This is a genomic window from Stenotrophomonas sp. PD6 (genome assembly GCF_049199305.1).
Classification (GTDB): Bacteria; Pseudomonadota; Gammaproteobacteria; order Xanthomonadales; family Xanthomonadaceae; genus Stenotrophomonas.
This window is the reverse complement of sequence record NZ_JBLZQD010000007.1, coordinates 50,998-71,738: the sequence shown is the minus strand read 5'-3', so window position 1 is coordinate 71,738 and position 20,741 is coordinate 50,998. Positions and strand designations below refer to the sequence as shown.

12 protein-coding genes are annotated in these 20,741 nt (G+C 69.0%); 11 read left to right on the top strand and 1 reads right to left on the bottom strand.

Annotated elements, in window-relative coordinates:
* The first annotated feature begins 299 nt into the window (after positions 1-299).
* The 11 genes from acnD (at position 300) to pbpC (ending at position 19,926) form a co-directional block, all read left to right on the top strand.
* Positions 300-2,915 carry a Fe/S-dependent 2-methylisocitrate dehydratase AcnD gene (gene acnD / locus ACOZHM_RS11830; RefSeq protein ID WP_421569452.1) on the top strand — a complete coding sequence of 872 codons (2,616 nt, stop codon included), beginning with the start codon at positions 300-302 and terminating at the stop codon, positions 2,913-2,915.
* Between the two features lie 104 nt (positions 2,916-3,019).
* A complete protein-coding gene (locus tag ACOZHM_RS11825; RefSeq protein WP_421569451.1) occupies positions 3,020-3,268 on the top strand; it encodes a type II toxin-antitoxin system ParD family antitoxin in 249 nt (82 codons plus the stop codon).
* On the top strand, positions 3,265-3,588 hold the full coding sequence (locus tag ACOZHM_RS11820; RefSeq protein ID WP_421569450.1) for a type II toxin-antitoxin system RelE/ParE family toxin: 324 nt from the start codon (positions 3,265-3,267) through the stop codon (positions 3,586-3,588). Before ACOZHM_RS11825 ends, ACOZHM_RS11820 begins: the two co-directional genes overlap by 4 nt.
* Positions 3,585-4,766, top strand: a complete 1,182-nt coding sequence (prpF, locus tag ACOZHM_RS11815) for a 2-methylaconitate cis-trans isomerase PrpF (RefSeq protein WP_421569449.1) — start codon at positions 3,585-3,587, stop codon at positions 4,764-4,766. The genes ACOZHM_RS11820 and prpF overlap by 4 nt, the downstream gene beginning before the upstream one ends.
* 74 nt (positions 4,767-4,840) lie before the next feature.
* Positions 4,841-6,298 (top strand): bifunctional 2-methylcitrate dehydratase/aconitate hydratase, encoded by a 1,458-nt coding sequence (locus ACOZHM_RS11810; RefSeq protein ID WP_421569448.1) that lies wholly within the window; start codon positions 4,841-4,843, stop codon positions 6,296-6,298.
* A 98-nt stretch (positions 6,299-6,396) separates the two neighbouring features.
* Complete coding sequence (locus tag ACOZHM_RS11805; protein ID WP_421569447.1) at positions 6,397-7,518, top strand: AAA family ATPase; 1,122 nt, start codon at positions 6,397-6,399, stop codon at positions 7,516-7,518.
* Entirely contained in the window at positions 7,515-7,925 is a 411-nt protein-coding gene (locus ACOZHM_RS11800; RefSeq protein ID WP_421569446.1) for a hypothetical protein, read from the top strand. Before ACOZHM_RS11805 ends, ACOZHM_RS11800 begins: the two co-directional genes overlap by 4 nt.
* Positions 7,922-9,769, top strand: coding sequence for a hypothetical protein (locus tag ACOZHM_RS11795; RefSeq protein ID WP_421569445.1), 1,848 nt, complete (start codon positions 7,922-7,924; stop codon positions 9,767-9,769). Before ACOZHM_RS11800 ends, ACOZHM_RS11795 begins: the two co-directional genes overlap by 4 nt.
* Complete coding sequence (locus tag ACOZHM_RS11790; protein WP_421569444.1) at positions 9,759-12,479, top strand: bpX6 domain-containing protein; 2,721 nt, start codon at positions 9,759-9,761, stop codon at positions 12,477-12,479. Before ACOZHM_RS11795 ends, ACOZHM_RS11790 begins: the two co-directional genes overlap by 11 nt.
* 99 nt (positions 12,480-12,578) lie before the next feature.
* The gene (locus ACOZHM_RS11785) at positions 12,579-17,498 is read left to right on the top strand and encodes an alpha-2-macroglobulin family protein (protein ID WP_421569443.1); all 4,920 of its coding nucleotides are present in this window, start codon (positions 12,579-12,581) and stop codon (positions 17,496-17,498) included.
* Positions 17,499-17,550: 52 nt separating this feature from the next.
* Positions 17,551-19,926: a penicillin-binding protein 1C gene (pbpC, locus tag ACOZHM_RS11780; protein WP_421569442.1), complete on the top strand. Its 2,376-nt coding sequence runs from the start codon at positions 17,551-17,553 to the stop codon at positions 19,924-19,926.
* Positions 19,927-19,929: 3 nt separating this feature from the next.
* Here pbpC and ACOZHM_RS11775 read toward each other — a convergent pair whose 3' ends face one another.
* Positions 19,930-20,721, bottom strand: coding sequence for a hypothetical protein (locus tag ACOZHM_RS11775; RefSeq protein ID WP_421569441.1), 792 nt, complete (start codon positions 20,719-20,721; stop codon positions 19,930-19,932).
* Positions 20,722-20,741 lie beyond the last annotated feature (20 nt).

The window sequence follows — 20,741 nt, the reverse complement described above, 5'->3', positions numbered from 1 at the left end:
GGCCCAGGCCGTACAGGTTCCAGAGCAGGAAGGACGTCAGCAGCACCAGCAGCCCGGCGCGGGGCCCCCCCCCCCCCCCCCCCCCGGCCCCCAGCCCCCCCCCCCCCCCCACCACCCCCGCGCCCCCCCCCCCCCCACCACCCCCCGCCCCCTATTCTCGGGGTTTTCGCTCCCCCCCCCCCCCCCCCTCCCGGCCCGCCCCCCCCCCCCCCCCCCCCCCCCCCTTCTGTAGAGCCGGCCTCTGGCCGGCTGTCTGAATCCCCGCAAGGCCCGCCAAACAGAAGCAGCAACCGCCAGCCATGAACACTGATTACCGCAAGCACCTTCCCGGCACGTCGCTGGACTACTTCGATACCCGTGCCGCAGTCGACGCGCTGCAGCCCGGTGCCTACGCCACGCTGCCGTATACCTCGCGCGTGCTGGCCGAAAACCTGGTGCGCCGCTGCGACCCGGCCACGCTGAAGGCCTCGCTGCGCCAGCTGATCGAGCGCCGCCAGGACCTGGATTTCCCGTGGTACCCGGCGCGCGTGGTGTGCCATGACATCCTCGGCCAGACCGCGCTGGTGGACCTGGCCGGGCTGCGCGATGCCATTGCCGATGCCGGCGGCGACCCGGCCCAGATCAACCCCGTCGTGCCGACCCAGCTGATCGTCGATCACTCGCTGGCGGTGGAATACCCGGGCTTCGACAAGGCAGCGTTCGAGAAGAACCGCGCCGTCGAAGACCGCCGTAATGAAGACCGGTTCCACTTCATCAACTGGACCAAGAAGGCGTTCAAGAACGTCGACGTGATTCCGCCGGGCAACGGGATCATGCATCAGATCAACCTGGAGAAGATGTCGCCGGTGATCCAGGTGCGCGACGGCGTCGCCTTCCCCGATACCTGCGTGGGCACCGACAGCCACACCCCGCACGTGGACGCGCTGGGCGTGATCGCCATCGGCGTGGGTGGCCTGGAAGCGGAGAACGTCATGCTGGGCCGCGCCTCGTGGATGCGCCTGCCCGACATCATCGGCGTGGAATTGACCGGCCGCCCGCAGCCCGGCATCACCTGCACCGACATCGTGCTGGCCTTGACCGAGTTCCTGCGCAAGGAACGCGTGGTGGGCGCGTGGATCGAGTTTTACGGCGAAGGCGCCACCGCGCTGACCGTCGGCGACCGCGCCACCATCTCCAACATGACCCCGGAGTTCGGCGCCACCGCGGCGATGTTCTCCATCGACCAGCAGACCCTGGACTACCTGCGCCTGACCGGCCGCGAGGATGCCCAGGTGCAGCTGGTGGAAACCTATGCCAAGGCCACCGGCCTGTGGTCGGACGACCTGGCGCAGGTGCAGTATCCGCGCGTGCTGCAGTTCGACCTGTCCAGCGTGGTGCGCAACATGGCTGGCCCGTCCAACCCGCACAAGCGCGTGGCGACCAGCGATCTGGCCGCGCGCGGCATCGCCGACGAGGGCAAGCTGGCCTCCGGCAAGCTGGAACAGGAACAGGGCCTGATGCCCGATGGCGCGGTGATCATCGCCGCCATCACCAGCTGCACCAATACCAGCAACCCGCGCAATGTCATCGCCGCGGCGCTGCTGGCGCGCAACGCCAACCGCGCGGGCCTGGTCCGCAAGCCGTGGGTGAAGAGCTCGCTGGCGCCCGGTTCCAAGGCCGTGCAGCTGTACCTGGAAGAAGCGGGTCTGCTGGGTGAGCTGGAGCAGATGGGCTTCGGCATCGTCGGCTTCGCCTGCACCACCTGCAATGGCATGAGCGGCGCGCTCGACCCGAAGATCCAGCAGGAAGTGATCGACCGCGACCTGTATGCCACGGCGGTGCTGTCGGGCAACCGCAATTTCGACGGTCGCATCCATCCGTATGCCAAGCAGGCCTTCCTGGCCTCGCCGCCGCTGGTGGTGGCCTATGCCATCGCCGGCACCGTGCGCTTCGATATCGAGAAGGATGCACTCGGCCATACCGCCGACGGCAACCCGATCACACTCAAGGACCTGTGGCCGAGCGACGCCGAGATCGACGCGGTGGTTGCCGCCAGCGTCAAGCCGGACCAGTTCCGCCAGGTCTACGAGCCGATGTTCACCTTCAAGGTCGAGCACGGCGCGCCGATCAGCCCGCTGTACGACTGGCGCCCGCAGAGCACCTACATCCGCCGCCCGCCGTACTGGGAAGGCGCGCTGGCCGGTGAACGTCCGCTGCGTGGCATGCGCCCGCTGGCGGTGCTGGGCGACAACATCACCACCGACCACCTCTCGCCGTCCAACGCGATCCTGGCCAGCAGTGCGGCCGGTGAGTACCTGGCGAAGATGGGCCTCCCGGAGGAGGACTTCAACTCCTACGCCACCCATCGCGGGGACCACCTCACCGCGCAGCGCGCCACCTTTGCCAACCCGAAGCTGATCAATGAAATGGTCGTGGTCGACGGCCAGGTCAAGCACGGCTCGCTGGCGCGCGTGGAGCCGGAAGGGCAGGTGATGCGCATGTGGGAGGCCATCGAGACCTACATGGAGCGCAAGCAGCCGCTGATCATCATCGCCGGTGCGGACTACGGGCAGGGCAGTTCGCGCGACTGGGCCGCCAAGGGCGTGCGCCTGGCCGGCGTGGAGGCGATCGCCGCCGAAGGCTTCGAGCGCATCCACCGCACCAACCTGATCGGCATGGGCGTGCTGCCGCTGGAGTTCAAGCCGGGCGTCAACCGCACCACGCTGGGCATCGACGGCACCGAGACCTTCGACGTGGTCGGCGAGCGCGTGCCGCGCGCGGAGCTGACGCTGGTCATCCACCGCCGCAGCGGCGAGCAGCTCAACGTGCCGGTCACCTGCCGCCTGGATACCGCCGAAGAGGTCTCAATTTACGAAGCCGGCGGCGTACTGCAGCGTTTTGCGCAGGACTTCCTGGAATCCTCGCAGGTGGCATGAAATCCTGTCTGTTCACTCGAACCTGAAGGATGAATGGGGGCGCGCTTGCAGCTGAGTGGCTGCAGGCGCACCATCTATGGCAAGAATTGCCATAGGAGGCCCCCATGGCCACGATGAACATCTCGCTTAGCGATCCCCTCAAGCAGTTTGTCGACGAAGAAGTCAGCGAAGGCGGCTACTCCAGTACGTCCGATTACGTGCGTGACCTGATCCGCCAGCGTCAGCGCAGCAAGTCGGAAGACCTGCTTCGAACGCTGATTGCAGAAGGACTTGCCTCAGGCACGGCTGAGCCGCTGCAGGCGGGTCACTTCGATCGCATGCGCGAGCGGGCCAAGGTGCGTAGCGGAAAATGAAGCCGTCCCGCTGGTATCCGCGCGCGCTCCAGGACGCCGACGAGGCGGCCCAGTGGTACGCCGGTGCAGGCGGGCCGGCACTGGAACTGGCTTTCATCGACGCGCTGCAGGCGGCCGTTGACGTGTTGGAGCAACACCCCGAAGCAGGCTCATCGCGACACGATGGCGTGTTGAATCTGCCTGAAGGATCGCTGCGCTTCCTTCCCATTCGTCGTTTTGATGATTACCTCATCTACTACATAGCGTTGGCCGACCACATCCGCATCGTGAGGATATGGAATGCACGTCGCGGCCTTGATGCCCTACTGGATACGCAATGACCTATCTTCCCCAACGCCGCATTCCGGCCACCTACATGCGCGGTGGCACCAGCAAGGGCGTGTTCTTCCGCCTGCAGGATCTCCCCGTTGCCGCGCAGACGCCTGGCCCGGCCCGTGATGCGCTGCTGATGCGCGTGATCGGCTCGCCCGATCCGTATGGCAAGCACACCGACGGCATGGGCGGGGCGACGTCCAGCACCAGCAAGTGTGTGATCATCGCGGCGCCGTCGGTGCCCGATCACGACGTGGACTATCTGTATGGCCAGGTCTCCATCGATACGGCGTTCGTGGACTGGAGCGGCAACTGCGGCAATCTCAGCACCGCCGTGGGGCCGTTCGCGATCAGCAACGGCTTCATCGATCCGGCGCGCGTGCCGCGCAACGGCATGTGCACCGTGCGGATCTGGCAGGCCAACATCGGCAAGACCATCCTGGCGCACGTGCCGGTCGTGGACGGGCAGGTGCAGGAGATCGGCGACTTCGAGCTGGACGGAGTGACCTTCCCGGCGGCCGAGATCGCGCTCGAGTTCCTCGATCCGTCCGATGACGGCGAAGGCGAGGGCGGTTCGATGTTCCCCACCGGCAACCTGGTGGACACCCTGGACGTCCCGGGTGTCGGCAGCTTCCAGGTGACGATGATTACCGCGGGCATCCCCACGATCTTCCTCAATGCGGCCGACCTGGGGTACACCGGCACCGAGCTGCAGCCGGCGATCAACGACGACAAGGCTGCGCTGGCCCGGTTCGAGGCCATCCGCGCCCACGGCGCAGTGCGCATGGGCCTGATCGACAGCATCGAAAAGGCCGCCACCCGCCAGCACACGCCGAAGGTGGCCTTCGTTGCTCCCGCGCAGGACTACGTGTCCTCCAGTGGCAAGCAGATCGGTGCCGGTGATATCGACCTGCATGCCCGCGCACTGTCGATGGGCAAGCTGCACCACGCCATGATGGGCACTGCCGCGGTGGCCATTGGCACCGCCGCTGCCATCCCCGGCACGCTGGTAAACCAGGCCGCCGGCGGCGGCGAGCGCGGCGCGGTCACCTTCGGGCACCCGTCCGGCACCCTGCGGGTGGGCGCCGAGGCCCGTCTCGTTGACGGCCAGTGGACGGTCACAAAGGCCATCATGAGCCGCAGCGCACGGGTCCTGATGGAGGGCGCCGTCCGCGTCCCATGTTGAACGCGTAGAGCCGGGCTCTGCCCGGCCGCACGGGGCTCTGCCCCGCTGCACGCAAAGCCACCAGGAGCGCGATGATGACTGCAGGCACCCCGCCGTCCAACGACCGCGTCGCGTGGGACGCGGTCATGACCGACATGGTCGACTACGTCCGCGACTACAAGGTCGTCTCGCCCCTGGCCTTCACCACGGCCCGCCACTGCCTGATCGACACGCTCGGCTGCGGCCTGGCCGCGCTGGCCTTCCCGGCGTGCAGCAAGCTGCTGGGCCCGCTGGTGCCCGGCAGCCGCGTCATCAACGGCGCGCGCGTACCCGGTACCCGGTTCGAGCTGGACCCGGTGCAGGCCGCCTTCAACATCGGTGCCATGGTGCGCTGGCTGGACTTCAACGACACCTGGCTGGCGGCCGAATGGGGCCACCCGTCCGACAACCTGGGCGGCATCCTGGCCACGGCCGACTGGCTCAGCCGCAATGCCGTCGCCCTGCGCCGGCCGCCGTTGACCATGCGCGACGTGCTGGTGGCGATGATCAAGGCGCACGAGATCCAGGGCTGCCTGGCGCTGGAGAACGCCTTCAACCGGGTCGGGCTGGACCATGTGGTGCTGGTCAAGGTGGCCTCCACCGCCGTGGTCGCGCACCTGCTGGGCCTGGACCGCGAGCGCATGCTCAATGCCGTGTCGCTGGCCTGGGTGGACGGGCAGGCGCTGCGCACCTACCGGCATGCACCCAACACCGGCTCGCGCAAGAGCTGGGCGGCGGGCGATGCCACCAGCCGCGCGGTACGCCTGTCGTTGATGGCGGCGGCCGGCGAGATGGGCTACCCCAGCGCGCTGACCGCCCCGACCTGGGGGTTCTACGACGCCTCCTTCGGCGGGCAGCCGTTCCGCTTCCAGCGCGCCTATGGCAGCTATGTCATGGAAAACGTGCTGTTCAAGATCAGCTACCCGGCCGAGTTCCATGGCCAGACGGCGGTGGAGGCGGCCATGCAGCTGCATGCAAAGCTGCGCACCCAGGGCCGGCGTCTTGACGACATCGACCACATCACCCTGCGCACCCAGCAGGCCTGCCTGCGCATCATCGACAAGTCCGGCCCGCTGCAGAACCCGGCCGACCGTGACCATTGCGTGCAGTACATGGTCGCCATCGCGTTGCTGTTCGGGCGGCTGGTAGCCGCAGATTACGAGGATGACGTGGCCGCCGATCCGCGCATCGACGCGCTGCGCGCGAAGATCCACTGCGTGGAGGAACCTCGCTTCACCGCCGACTACCTGGACCCGGACAAGCGCAGCATCGCCAACGCGCTGGAACTGTACTTCGCCGATGGCGAGCTCCTGGAGGCAACGGTGGAGTACCCGCTCGGCCATGCCCGGCGCCGCGAAGAGAGCATCCCGCGGCTGGAAGACAAGTTCCGCGCGCACCTGGCCGCAACGTTCCCGACCGTGCAGCAGCGGCGCATCCTGGACGCCTCGCTGGACCCGGTGGTGCTGGAGGCGATGCCGGTACACGACTACGTGTCCTTGTACGTCGCCCAGTAAGGGGGCTGTAGTTGCGACGATCTCTCGGCTAGAGTGCGTGCTTCCTCTACCTTGCGTGCGGGCGGATGCCCCTCGCGCGTACCTTTGGCCGGATTGCCATGACTTCTTACGCCTCCGCAGCAACCCGTCTTCGCGACGTCGTCCATTCCGCCACGCGTGGCCTTGTCGACCGCGAACAACTGGCCGAGTTGATGGTGCTGGCCAGCGTGGCCGACGAGCACCTGCTGGTGGTGGGGCCGCCGGGTACCGCCAAGAGCGCGGTGGTCCGCCGGGTTGCCAACGCACTGGGTGGGCGCTACTTCGAGTACCTGCTTGGACGGTTCACCGAGCCGTCGGAGTTGTTCGGGCCGGTCGACCTGCGCAAGCTGCGCGACGGCAGGGTGGAAGCGGACGTGACGGGCATGCTTCCCGAAGCCGACATCGCCTTCCTCGACGAAGTGTTCCTCGGCTCCACCGCCATTCTCAACAGTCTGCTGGGCGTGCTCAACGAACGCCGCTTCCGCCGTGGCCACACCGATATCCAGTGCCCCTTGCGGGTCTGCGTGGGGGCGGCCAATGCCCTGCCGGAGGACGAGTCGCTGGCCGCGTTCGCCGACCGTTTCCTGCTGCGCCTGTTCGTCGAGCCGGTGCCCGACAACCGGCTTGAGGAACTGCTGGCAGGGGGCTGGTCCCAGGAATCGCTGGGGGCGGGGTCGACCGCCGAGATGTCCGATCTGGATCTGCTGCGCGCACAGGTGGTGCATGTGCGCATGGATGAGGCCCGCGTCGCACTGGCCGATGCGCTGCGCAAGCTGCGCGGGGCCGGCGTGCTGCTGTCGGACCGCCGCATCGTCAAAACCCAGCGGCTGGTTGCCGCGGCCACCGTGTTGGCTGGCCGCCAGACCGCCACGGACGCGGACCTGTGGCCGCTGCTGTACGTGCTGCCCAGCCGCGAGGCCCAACTGAGCGCGCAGGAAGTACTGCGCGACTCCCTGCGGATGGCGACAAACCCGACCCTGCGCAGTGCCGTGGAGCAGGTGGTGCTGCAGCCCGTGTCGCGGGTGGAACGCCTGGTGCAGGCGGCGCGCAGTTGCCTGGACGATACCGACGGCGTGGCGGCACGCACCATCGCCGAAGCCCTGCTGCGGGAGATCGATGCGAATTTCACCGTGCCTGCGTTGTCGCCGGAACTGGCGGTGGAGCGCGCACGCCTGGTGGTGCGGGTCAGCGAACCGGCATGAACTGGCGCTGGCGTGAAACGCCCGAGCCATTGGAACCGCGCGGGGTGATCGGCCTCGGCGACGTGGCTGAGGCATTGCTGCGGGCGATGCAGGCCTTCCCGCGGCCGGGGTGCCAGGCAGTGGCCAGCGACGGGCTGCTGATGGTGACCGGCGCAGCCGCGCAGTTGCCTTGGGTGGATGGGGTGCATTACGTGTCTCCTTGCCCGGAGGCCGCCGCGTTGTGGCTGCCGACCAACCGCCAACCGGATGTTGCGTTGGACCTGCTCGCCCGCGCGCTGGTGCGCCAGCACGGCGCCCAGCCCATGCTGCTGCTGGACCAACCGGCACTGCTGCTCTCGCTGGCTACGCCGCTGCCCGCCGATGAGGCCTGGCTGCAGCGACTCCGTGCACGCTGGGCAACGGCATGAGCGCGCCCTCGCACACGGCGCCTTCCTTGCCGGCGCCGCTGCAACCGTGGCGGCAGTGGCTGGATTGCTTCGATGCGGACATCGTCGCCATGCTCGGCGAATGGCTGCTGCGCATGGATCCCCTGCTGGGCAGGGGCAGTGCCCGCGTGCATGAGCGGGCTTCCGTTCCGGAGGGCGTAGGCGAACTGTCGTCGCGCGGCCGCTACGAGCGGCTGCTGCTGAGCGAATGGAGCCTGGCCGACATTGCGCCGGACGAGTTCCTCCGCCGCGCCGCCAATGGCGAGCATCTGTTCCTGGCGCCGACGCCGCTGCGCCCCCGCGCCGCGCCGCGGATTGTGATGGTGTTCGATGCCGGACCCGCGCAGTGGGGAGATCCGCGGCTGGTCCATGTCGCCTTGTGGATTCTGCTCTGGCGGCGTGCACAGTCCCAGCAGGCCCGCCTGCAATGGGGCCTGGCGCATCTGCCTGGCGAACTGCACGACGTGGCGTCGAATGCGGACCTGCTGCAGATGCTGCAGGCACGTACGCACGCCGTGGCAGGTGCAGCGCAGTGGCAGGCATGGCACGACGCGTTGCAGGCAGAGTCGTTGCCGGTGGGCGAACGCTGGCGGGTGGGCGCCGCGCAGGAACCTGCCGGCCTGTGTGGATTCACCCACCTGGCCCGAATCCACGCTGGCTGGGGTGCGCAGCTCCAGGTGATGGTGGGTGCACGCGGTGCGGTCCGCTCCCTGGCGCTGCCGCGACCGGCCGCAGCACCTGCGGCACGCCTGCTTGGCGGCGCGTTCCTGCGTGCCCCCGAGCGCGTCATGACGGGCACGGCCAATGGACGGTTCTCGATGCGGCAGCCGCCGCTCTTCAACCTCAGCGGCCGAACCGTTGCGTTGCCGCTGGCGGGGCGCAACTGCGCTTACCAGTTGCGCATACCCGAACCGGGGCAGCGCAAGCAGCACGGGGGGCGCTACCACGAGTGGCCGGCACACTTCCAGCTGGTCTGCGCCGTGACCCAGGACAAGGAATTTGGCGGCGTCGCCTGCAATGCCCACCAACTGTATTTCTGGAAGTTGCTGCGCCGCCGGGCGCAATCGCGCCCCGCGCAGGAAATGTTCACTGTGCGGCCCGGCGTGCCACAGTGGCTACCCGCCGCGATGCTGCAGCATCCCGGTGGGAAAGGCTACGCGCTCGCCGTGGTCGACCATGCCCAGCAGTTGCTCGTATGGGGCGCGCAGGAACCCGGCGCGTCGAGCCCTGAGGTGAACCCCAGGCGGATTGCGGGCAACATCTTTGCGCTGCACCAGACCTCACCCAGATCGCTCGTCTATGCATGCGCGGAACGCAATTTTGTGGGAATTCATCACCTGACTTACGACGGTGCGGCGTTCCCGCGGGCGACGCTGCCGTTGACTGATCAGCGCCCACGCGCGGTCTGGTTCGGAGGCAAAGGGCGCGCGGCGGGCTTTCACACCTGCTGCGTGGAACACCGCGCTGCCGACGGCCGCTGTGTGCTCACCTTCCACGACGCCGCCTGCGTGAAGCTGGATGTCGTGACTGTTCCTGCCGACTGGAAGCGGGTGGGACTGATCAATCCGACAGGTGCTGATACCACGTGGCAGATGCTGGTGCTGCGCGCAGACCGGCGCGCACTCATCGCGGTGGGTGGAGCCGGGCAGATGCTGGTCCACACCGCGGGGGATGACATCATGTCGGTGTCGGTTTCCCCGTGTGGCGGCCGCATCGCCACGGTGAGCTTGGCCGGTGAACTGCAGGTGCTTGCGCTGGGTGCGGACCACGACAGCGTTACCACCCTGGCACGGGTGCGTGGTGGAGGAGATGGCAGTGTCGATTGAACCCGACGATAGCGTCGCCCCACGCGGAAACGTACGACTGCCGCTGTGGCAGGGCCGTCAGCCGGTGGCGGCGCTCTGGCTGTCGTCGCAGTGGATGGGGGCCGCGCAGCGCGAGGCGCGCCTGCTGCAGGCGTGGCGTGCGGGCAGTCAGGCCTGGCGCTTCGCCGACGGCGACCTGCTGTGCCTGCCGGAACCGCGCTGGATGGATTGCGATCAGGCGCCGGGCCTGCCGCTTTGTCGTGTCCAGGGCGTGCTGCAGGCTGGCCCGCTTACCGCGAAGGAGCGCGCGCAGGTGCCGGCCGCCGAGGTGATCCTGGTGGAAGGTGCGCAGGCGCTGCCGCGACAGCTCGCCGAAGGCGAACCGTTGGATCTGTCCCTGCACCTCGATGTTTCGACGTATACGCTGCGGACTCCGTACGACCTGCGGGTTCCAGAACCCCCGACCGTGCTGCCGAAGCTGCAGGGCCAGGACGTGCGCGAACTGCTTGGCAAGGCCATCCCGCCGCGCAGCGACGCCAGCGAGCAGTTCCTGCGCACGTTGCACGGAGAACGGCCCGCCACGCAGGGCTCCTCGTTGAAGCGCGCGGCGGCCTGGTGGCGCGAAGTTGCACCCGGAATGGGAATGTCGCTCCTCGTGCGGGTGGGCGATGCGCTCGGCACCGCTGGCGGCGGGCGCGCGAGGGGCGGCAGCGCCATCGCCTGTCGCCGCGCACCGGTGCAGCCCGCCGCATGGCGCATGGCGTTGGGGCGGTTGGCGATGGTCACGCGCGCCAGCCGTTTGCTCGGCCACCGCCAAGGTGCCCATCTGCGACGGATGATGGGGATGTTCGAGCGAGGCGACCTCGGCGAGGCGCTGCGCCACGCATTGCCTCTGGGGGGCGAGGGCGGCTCGCTGGGGCCCGCCTTCGGCAGCCCTGGCAGGCGCGAATCCCTGACCCTGAGCGGCGCTCGCACTGCGGGCACCAGCATCGGCCTGGAAGACACGCTGATGCAGCATCTGCGTCAGATGTACCGCGCCGCCTTTGAGCGGCTGGATCGCGCGGGCCGCATCGACGAGGCCGTGTTCGTGCTGGCTGAGTTGCTGCACGCGCGGCAGGAAGCGCTGGACTATCTGGTCGTCCACGGGCGTGAGGCGCAGGCCGCCGAGCTGGCGTTGGCGTGGGACATGCCGCCCGGCATGGTGATCCGTCTGCTGATGCGGGCCGGCGACACGCAACGGGCGGTGCTGGTCGCCCGACGCGACAACGCGTTCGCCGACGCCATCGCCGTGCTGCAGTCGGCCGATGTGGAACTGGCAGCAACGCTGCGCCGTCAGTGGGCGCACCTGCGCGCGCAGCACGGCGACCTGCTGGGTGCGGCGGAAACGATCTGGCCGCTGACCGATGCACGTGGACAGGCCCTGGAATGGCTGTTGGCTGCCGAGCGTGCCGGCACCGCGTTATCGGTGCGGGCGCTGGTACAGCGTGCCATGCTGCTGCCGGAGACGTTGGATGACCACGCGGCGCGCATCGAAGCGGTGCTGGCGTTCGACGGCGACGCCCAGCTGCGCCTGGGCATGGCCGATGCGGTGCTGGACATCGGCGCGAACACGGCGGCGCTGCGCGCCCTGGCCTCGCACCTGGTGCCGGTGATCGCGGCGGATCGTTCGCTGGGGCGCAGCCATTGGCCGCAGGATCGGTTCGAGCGCCTGCTGAAACTGTCGGCCAACGCCGTGCTGCGCGCCGACGTGCCGGCATGGCAGGCACCTCCCGATGCCCCGGTCGACACAGCGCTGGGCAACGCCCGGCTGGAGCTCACCGCACCGTCCGCCGGCCTGCACCGGCTGCACGACCTGGCTGGCCTGCCCGGCGGGCGCTATCTGGTCGCGCTGGGTGAGGCCGGGGCGGTGGTGGTCGATGCGCGTGGGCAGGTGCAGCAACGTTTCGCTGTGCCTGCCTTCCGCCTGGTCATCGGTGATAGTGGTGAAATGGCCTTGGCGGTGACGTCGCGCGAGCAGGTGTCGCGGGTCGAACGCCTGGACCTCGCCCTGCGCCAAGTCACCGCCTTGGGGAGCATCGCCTCCGCCACGTTCGCGCCGTCGTTCGACAGTACAGGGTGGACCGTACTGATGGACAACCGCATACGGGTGGTCGATGCCGGCCGGCATGTCAACGACGTACTCTGGCATGTGGATCTGCCCGGAGAGGTCGTTGCAGCCGGCTTCTTCAGCGACAGCGAGGTCTACCTGATGGCCGGGAAGGGCGAACTGGAGGTCTGGCGGTACCGGTTGCCTGGTCGCCGCCGCGGCGCCCACCAGACGGCGGTGCCCGAGGAACACCTTCCGCTGCTGGCCGGTTCGGGCGTCGGCCTGGTGCAGCCCCGCGTCTGGGTCGACGATGCTGGCGACGTGCAGGTGGCCTACCAGCACGCAGGGCTGCGGATGTGCACGCTGCTGGCCCGTGCCGGGGAGGGCGATCTGCCGGTCGACATCCGCTTCCAGGCGCTCGATGGCGGCCTGCTGGTGCACCTTTGCGGCCGCGACCGCAGCCACAGCGTCCTGGTGCGCTATGCCGACGGCGCCGCGCTGGTTCGGGTTGCGTGGTCCGGGCAGGCGCTGGTCAGTGCCCGCGAACAGCCGGGGCTGCTGCTCCTGCATGACGTACATGGTCGATGGGTGCATATCGATACCCGCACCGGGGCGACCCATGGGATGCAGTTGCTGCAGGTCTAGACGCAATCTGACGCATCCATCCCGATTTTCGGAATTTCCTGACAGATGCGGCCCAACCGGCCGGCCGTATACTGCCTGCCTTGTTCGAGGAGCGGCATCATGGCAGCGCACGGTCGGGTTCGGCAGTGGGGTTGGAAGGGAATCGTGGGCGCGGCACTGGTTGCCGGCCTGGCGCTGGGGATCGGCGGCTGCAAGCGCAACGACAGCGGCCAGCTGCCCACCGCGTCCGGTGCGCCGATCGCGGCCAAGGCCGAGGCGGTCACCGAGTTCACCCTGGTGCGGGCCTACCCCGACCAGAAGAACGACGGCCTGTCGCTGGCGCTGGAGTTCTCGCGCCCGCTGGTCGGCACCCAGGACTTCGACAAGCTGGTGCGCTTCGGCGAAACGGTCGGCACCGAAGACAGCAGCTGGTCGCTGTCCGATGACGGCAAGACCCTGCGCTATCCGTTCGTGGAGGCCGCCAAGGAATACAGCCTGATCGTCTCGCCGGACCTGCTGGCCGCCGACGGCAGCCGGCTGGGCAAGGAGCTGCGCCAGAAGGTGTTCAGCGGCGAGCTCAAGCCGGTGGCCGGCTTCGCCTCGCAGGGCAGCGTGCTGCCGGCGCGCGAAAGCCGTGGCCTGCCGGTGGTGTCGGTCAACGTGAAGGAAGTGGACGTCGAATTCCTGCGCGTGCGCGAGAAGGAACTGCCCAACTTCTTCAGCCAGTACCAGCGCGGCGGTCGCCGCGGCAGCTGGGAGCTGGACAGCGAGTACGGCGACAAGTCGCCGATGTCGCAGCTGGCCGAGCCGGTCTACGTCAACCGCTTCGTGCTGGGCGGCAAGCAGAACGAACGCGTGCTGACCTACCTGCCCACCCAGGACATCAAGGAACTGCAGGAGCCTGGCCTGTACTTCGCGGTGATGAAGCGCAGCGGCTCGTTCGAGAGCGAGTTCGACACCGCCTTCTTCACCGTCAGCGACATCGGCCTGCACACGCGCGCCTACAAGGACAAGCTGTTCGTGCATACCGCTTCACTGCAGAGCGGCGCGGCGCTGAAGAAGATCGACCTGCGCATTCTCGACGCCAAGGGTGAGGTGGTGCTGAAGGGCGCCACCGACGGCAACGGCAACGCGCTGCTCAACTACACCCTGGACGCGGGCCACGTGCTGATCGCCAGCAGCGGCGCGGACACCTCGATGCTGCCGTTCAACCAGCCCGCGCTGGACCTGAGCGAATTCGCCGTGGCCGGCCGCGACAATGCCTGGTTCGACGTATTCGCCTGGTCCGGCCGCGACCTGTACCGCCCCGGCGAGACCGTGCGCATTTCCGCCCTGCTGCGCGACAACGACGGCAAGCCGGTGAAGCCGCAGCCGGTGTTCCTGCGCCTGAAGCAGCCCGACGGCAAGACCTTCCGCGAGACCCGCCTGCAGCCGGGCGAGCAGGGCTACCTCAGCTTCGAGCAGACCATCCCGGTGGAAGCGCCGACCGGGCGCTGGCAGGTGGAGTTCCGCACCAACCCGGCCAGCAAGGAAGCCATCCAGGGCATGACCCTGCGCATCGAGGAGTTCCTGCCCGAGCGCATGAAGCTGGACCTGGACAGTGCCCAGAAGACCCTCAAGCCCGGTGAGCCGCTGAAGCTGCAGGCCGATGCGGCCTACCTGTACGGCGCGCCTGCCGATGGCAACCGCTTCACCGCGCGCCTGGCCGTCGCCGCCGAGCAGTCGCCGGTGGATTCGCTGCCGGGTTACTTCTTCGGCGACCCGACCGTGGAACTGCCGCGCGAAGCGCGTGATGTGATCGACACCGAGTTCCCTGCCGACGGCAAGCTGCGCCAGGACGTGGAGCTGCCGGCCGAGGTCAAGGCCACCGCGCCCATCGCCGTGGTGTTGTCCGGCAGCGTCTACGAGACCGGTGGCCGTACCGTCAGCCGAACCCTCAAGCGGGTGATGTGGCCGGCGCCGGTGCTGGTGGGCGTGCGTCCGCTGTTCAACCCGGAAGACGGTGCCGACGCCAACAGCAACGCGCGCTTCGAGATCCTGCGCGTGGATGCCGCTGGCAAGCCGCAGCCGGGCAAGGGCCTGAAGGTCACCCTGGTGCGCGAGCTGCGCGACTACCACTGGACCTTCAACGACAACCGCTGGGACTACGATTTCAGCCGCCGCTTCGAGAACAAGGACACCCGCACCATCGACGCCGGCACGGCCGCCGTCGGCATCGACTTCCCGGTCGAGTGGGGCGAGTACCGGCTGGACGTGTTCGACCCGGCCACCGGCCTGACCAGCCGCTACCCGTTCAACGCCGGCTGGAGCTGGAACGACGAGAACCGCGGCCTGGATGCGCGCCCGGACAAGGTCAAGCTGGGCCTGGACAAGACCGGCTACCGGGCCGGCGACAAGGTGCGCGTCACCGTCACCCCGCCGCATGCCGGCAAGGGCGTGCTGATGGTGGAGAGCGACAAGATGCTCTACGTGCAGGAGATCGACGCCAAGCCCGGCAGCACGTTCGACATCCCGGTCACCGCAGAATGGGAGCGCCACGACGTCTACATCACCGCGCTGGTGTTCCGCGGTGGCAGCGCGCCGAGCAAGATCACCCCGGCCCGTGCGGTCGGCGTGGTGCACGTGCCGATGGACCGCAAGGCACGCCAGGTTGCCGTGGGCCTGTCCGCGCCCAAGCAGATGCGGCCAGAGCAGACCCTGCCGGTCACGGTCAGCGCGCCGCAACTGGCGGGCAAGCTGGCGCACGTCACCGTGTCTGCGGTGGACGTGGGCATCCTCAACATCACCCGCTTCCCGGTGCCGGATGCGGCCGGCCACTTCTTCGCCCAGCGTCGCCTGGACGTGGATGCCTATGACATCTACAGCCGCGTCATCGAGAGCTTCGACGGCAGCAGCGGCAAGCTCAAGTTCGGTGGCGACATGGCGCTGGCCGCGCTGCCGCAGGCCAAGCGGCCGACCGCGCGGGTGCAGACCGTGGACCTGTTCTCCGGCCCGGTGAAGCTCGATGCCAAGGGCATCGCGCGGATCGCGCTGAAGGTGCCGGACTTCAACGGCACCCTGCGCATCTCGGCACTGGTGTATTCCGATGACCAGTACGGCAAGCGCGACATGGAAACCGTGGTGCGCGCGCCGATCCTGGCCGAGGCCAGCATGCCGCGTGTGCTGGCCCCGGGCGACCGCAGTACCGTCACCCTGGACGTGCAGAACTTCACCGGCAAGCCGGGCGAGTTCAAGGTGCAGGTCGACGGCATCGGGCCGCTCACGCTGGGCGAACCCAGCCGCACGCTCAAGCTCAATGCCGATGCCAAGAGCACGCTGAGCTTCCCGTTGGTGGCGCGCGAGGGCTACACCGTGGCCAAGGTGCGGGTGCGGGTGGACGGCAACGGCTTCAAGGTCGACCGCCGCTATGACCTGCCGGTGCGTGCCGCCTGGCCGCAGGTGCTGCGCGCACAGACCCGCACGCTGGACCCGTTGGCCGACGTGGAGATGGGCGCCGGCCTGGCCGATGGCCTGATGAACGACTCGGTCACCGCCCGCATGCTGGTCAGCGCGCTGCCGCCGATTCCGTTCGCCAGCGCCCTCGATGGTGCGCTGAAGTATCCGTATGGCTGCGCCGAACAGACCACCAGCAAGGGCTACGCCGCGCTGATGCTCGACGAGGCCACCTCGGCCATGCTCGGCGCCGACGGGTTGGATGCCAAGACCCGCCGCGAGCGCATGGAAGGCGCGTTCGGTCGACTGGCCTCCATGCAGGTGGCCAACGGCAACTTCTCGATGTGGGGCGACGACGGCTACGTGAACCCGTGGCTGACCCCGTACATCGCCGAGTTCCTGCTCGATGCCAAGGACGCCGGCTTCGCCGTACCCGACAACGTGCTGCAGAAGGCGCTCAACCGCCTCAGCGAGGACCTGCTGTCCGGTGGCAACCAGTTCTACGGCGAAGACCGCCGCGAGAACCTCAAGTTCGCCAACCAGGCCTACTCGGGCTACGTGCTGGCACGGGTCAACCGCGCCCCGCTGGGCACGCTGCGCGCGCTGTACGACAACGAACGCAGCAAGTCGCTCACCGGCCTGTCGATGGTGCACCTGGGCATCGCGTTGTCGCTGCAGGGCGACCACAAGCGTGGTGACGCGGCCATCGCGGCCGGCTTCGCCAAGCCCAGCAGCGAGCGCCCGCAGTACTTCGGCGACTACGGCAGCGCCGTGCGCGACGACGCATTGATGATCGCGCTGCTGCACGAGCGCAAGCTGGCCAAGCCGGCCTACGACGCACGCGCCGTGGAGCTGGGCCGCGCGCTCGACGCACGCCGCAACAGCGGCTGGATGTGGCTGAGCACCCAGGAACAGGTGGCCATTGCCCGCCTGGGCAAGGCGCTGGCCGCCAACCAGACCAAGCAGGTGTCCGGTGAGCTGGCGGTCGGGGGCGAGGTGGAAGCCATCGCCGCCCGCCGCATGTTCGGCCGCAGCTTCGATTACGCGGCCCTGGCCAAGGGCGTGCGCTTCAGCCCGAAGGGCGAGCCGCCGATGTTCGCCAGCCTGGAAGTGGCCGGCATCCCGCGTACCGCGCCCGAACCGGACAGCCGCACGCTGGGCGTGGAACGCACCTGGTACACCACCGACGGCAAGCCGTGGACGCCGCGCGCGCTGAAGGAAGGCGAAGCCCTGATCGTGCGTGTCAGTGTCACCCCGAACGTGGACATGCCCGATGCGCTGCTGACCGACCTGCTGCCGGCCGGGCTGGAGATCGAGAACTTCAACCTGGGCGATGCCAAGCAGTGGGCCGACGTGGTGGTGGACGGCCTGGCCGTGAACGACCGTGGCGAAGCGGCCACGGTGCGCCATGAGGAGTTCCGCGACGACCGCTACGTGGCCGCGCTCAAGCTCTCGCGTGGCAGCACGGCCAAGGTGTTCTATCTGGTGCGTGCCGTCACGCCGGGTATCTACACCGTGCCGCCGCCGCTGGTGGAGGACATGTACCGTCCGGACCTGCGCGGGGTGGGGCGCAGCAACCCGACCACCCTGACGGTGGTCCAGCCGTGATGACATGCGGGCCCCGGCTGACGCCGGGGTCCGCGTTGCGGCCGTTGAAACAATGATCTCCCTCCGTTCCCGACTGCGCTGGACCCGGTGGCGCCCGTGGCTGTGGCCCGCGCTGCGCTGGGGCACGGCCGCGCTGCTGGCGTTGCTGGTGGTGCTGGACCTGGCATTTCCGCCGCCGTTGCCGAAGCAGCGCGATACCAGCACGCTGGTGGTGGCACGCGATGGCACGCCGCTGCGTGCCTTCGCCGACGCCGACGGGGTGTGGCGCTACCCGGCCAGCGCCGGCAGCGTCTCGCCGCTGTACCTGCAGGCGCTGCTCAACTACGAAGACCGCTGGTTCTGGCGGCACCCGGGCGTCAACCCGTGGGCGATGCTGCGTGCGGGCAAGCAATGGGTGCTGGAGCGGCGCATCGTCTCCGGCGGCTCCACCCTCACCATGCAGGTCGCGCGCATCCTCGACCCGCATACGCGTACGCCCTGGGGCAAGGCCAAGCAGCTGCTGCGTGCCGTGCAGCTGGAGCTGCACCTGAGCAAGCCGCAGATCCTGGCGCTGTACCTGGAACGCGCGCCGTACGGCGGCACCATCGAGGGCGTGGAAGCGGCGAGCTGGGCGTACCTGGGCAAGCCGGCGGCGCAGCTCTCGCATGCCGAGGCGGCGCTGCTGGCGGTGCTGCCGCAGTCGCCCAGCCGGCTGCGCCCGGACCGGCATCCGGAGGCCGCGCAGGCGGCGCGCGACAAGGTGCTCGAGCGCATGGTGGCGCTCGGCGTGTGGTCGCGCGACGAAGTGGACGACGCGCGCATCGAAGCGGTGGTCACCCGCGCGCTGCAGCCGCCGCTGCACGCCGCACTGCTGGCGCAGCGGCTGCATTCGGCGCAGCCACGCGCCGCACGCATCGAGAGCACGCTGGACATCGGCCTGCAGCGCACGCTCGAGGAACGGGTGTCGTCGTACTTCTCGCAGTTGCCCGAACGCACCTCGGCGGCATTGCTGGTGGTGGACAACCGCACCCTGGAGGCGCGCGCCTATGTGGGTTCCGTGGCGTTCGGCGACAAGCAGCGGCTCGGCCATGTGGACATGGTGCAGGCCTGGCGCTCGCCGGGTTCGACCCTCAAGCCGTTCCTGTACGGCATGGCCGTCGATGACGGGCTGATCCATTCCGAAAGCCTGATGGTCGACGCGCCGCAGAGCTTCTCGGGTTACCGCCCCGGCAACTTCGATGCCGCCTTCAATGGCCCGGTCAGCGCGGCCACCGCGTTGCGGCTGTCGCTCAATGTGCCGGCGGTGGATCTGCTGGACCGGGTCGGCTCGGCACGCTTCGCCGCGCGGCTGTCGCACGCCGGCATCAACCTGCGTTTCCCGCAGGGCAGCGCGCCCAACCTGTCGCTGATCCTGGGCGGCACGGGCGCCCGGCTCGAGGATCTGGTGGGCGCCTTCGCGGCGTTCAACCGCAATGGCATCGCCGGGCGCGTGCGCTACACCGCGCAGGACCCGGTGATCGAACGGCGGCTGATGTCACCGGGTGCCGCATGGATCACCCGCGAGGTGCTCGAATCCAATCCGCGGCCGGGCTACGGCGCAGGCACGTTCGACGTCACCGGGCGGCCGCGCGTGGCCTGGAAGACCGGCACCAGCTATGGCTACCGCGACGCGTGGGCGATCGGGACCACCCGCCACTACACCGTAGGGGTGTGGGTGGGCCGCCCGGATGGTACGCCGCTGCCGGGCCAATACGGGGCCGTGACCGCGCTGCCGCTGATGTTCGAAGTGGTGGACAGCCTGCCCCGGCAGAGTGGCGATGCCAGCGCCGCGCCGATGCCGGCCAGCGTGTCGCAGGCCGAGGTGTGCTGGCCCACCGGCGAGCGTGCCGACGACATTCCGGCGGCCCTGTGCCAGCGCCGCCTGCAGGCCTTCGTGCTGGACGACGTGGTGCCGCCGACCTTCGCCGAACGCGATGCACGCCTGTGGCAGGCGGGACGCCAGCGTTTCGAGGTGGATGCGCGCAGCGGCCTGCGGCTGTCGCCGGAGTGCACGCAACCGCACGAGGCGCAATCCCGCGAAATCGCACGTTGGCCCGCGCTGGTATCGCCCTGGCTGCCGCAGGCGCAGCGGCAGGCCGCGCAGCTGCCGGCGTTGTCGCCCGATTGCCGCGACGATGGCCGCAGCAGCGCCGGCAGCCTGCATATCGAAGGGCTCAACGACCGCGCCACGCTGGCGCGTGCGCCCAACGCGGAGCACGGCGTGCGGCTTCAGCTGCGTGCATTGGGCAGCGAGCAGTCGGTGGACTGGCTGCTGGATGACCGCTGGATCGCACGCACCGAGGGTGCACGCACCTTCCGCCGCGACTTCGACGAAGTGGGTGAGCACACGCTCACCGCGCTGGCCGCCGACGGTGCGTGGACCCAGGTGCGGTTCCGGATCCTTCGGTAGCCGTCATTCCCGGGGGTAGACGGCCAGTACCGAACAGCCGGGGCGGGCGAAGCGGGGTGTGTGGCTGCGCTGATCGCCGCCCTCGCCGTCGTTGACCAGACCGTTGTCGGCCATGACGATGCGGTCGCCCGGGTTGCCGCAGATCAGCCCGTTCTGGAAACCGGACTGGAAGTCCACGGCGGTGGCGCCGTCCAGGATGCTGCAGCTGCTGCCCAGCTCAAGGTGGTAGTAGCGATGACCGCCGTTCTTCTTCGGGTTGGTTTCCACCACCACCCCCTTGGGGTCTTCGTTCCAGCCGCGCACGTTCCGCGTGGCGAAGCAGAACTGGGGTGAGCCCTGGAAGGCCTGGCTCCGGTTGCTGCGCCCCGACTTTCCAGTGACGTTGACCGTCGGCAGGGTGGCCGCGTACTGGCGGCTGCTCTCGCGGGCGGTTTCGGCGAAGCTGCGGTTGTCCATCAGCCCGACCGCCGCCACCGCGCAGGTGCGTCCGTCGACCACCAGGCGCTCACCGGGACTGCCACAGGCCCAGCCATCGGGTGCGTCCAGCCGCACCTGTTCGGCCTCGTTGACGCCGGGGCAGGCATCGGTGAACTCCAGGCGGTACGCCTGGCCATTGGCACCGAGCACAGCGATGGCCGCGGGGCTGGCCTGCTCGAGCTGGCGTACCCCGCGTGCATCCAGGCAGTGCGGGGACGGCGGCGAACGCTCGCCCGCCGCGGGGGCGGGCTGCGCGAAGGTGCCGGCAGAAACGAGCAGGGCAAGCAGGAGCGGGGCAGGCCAGCGGGTAATGGTCACGATGCATTCCTTGCAAGGGG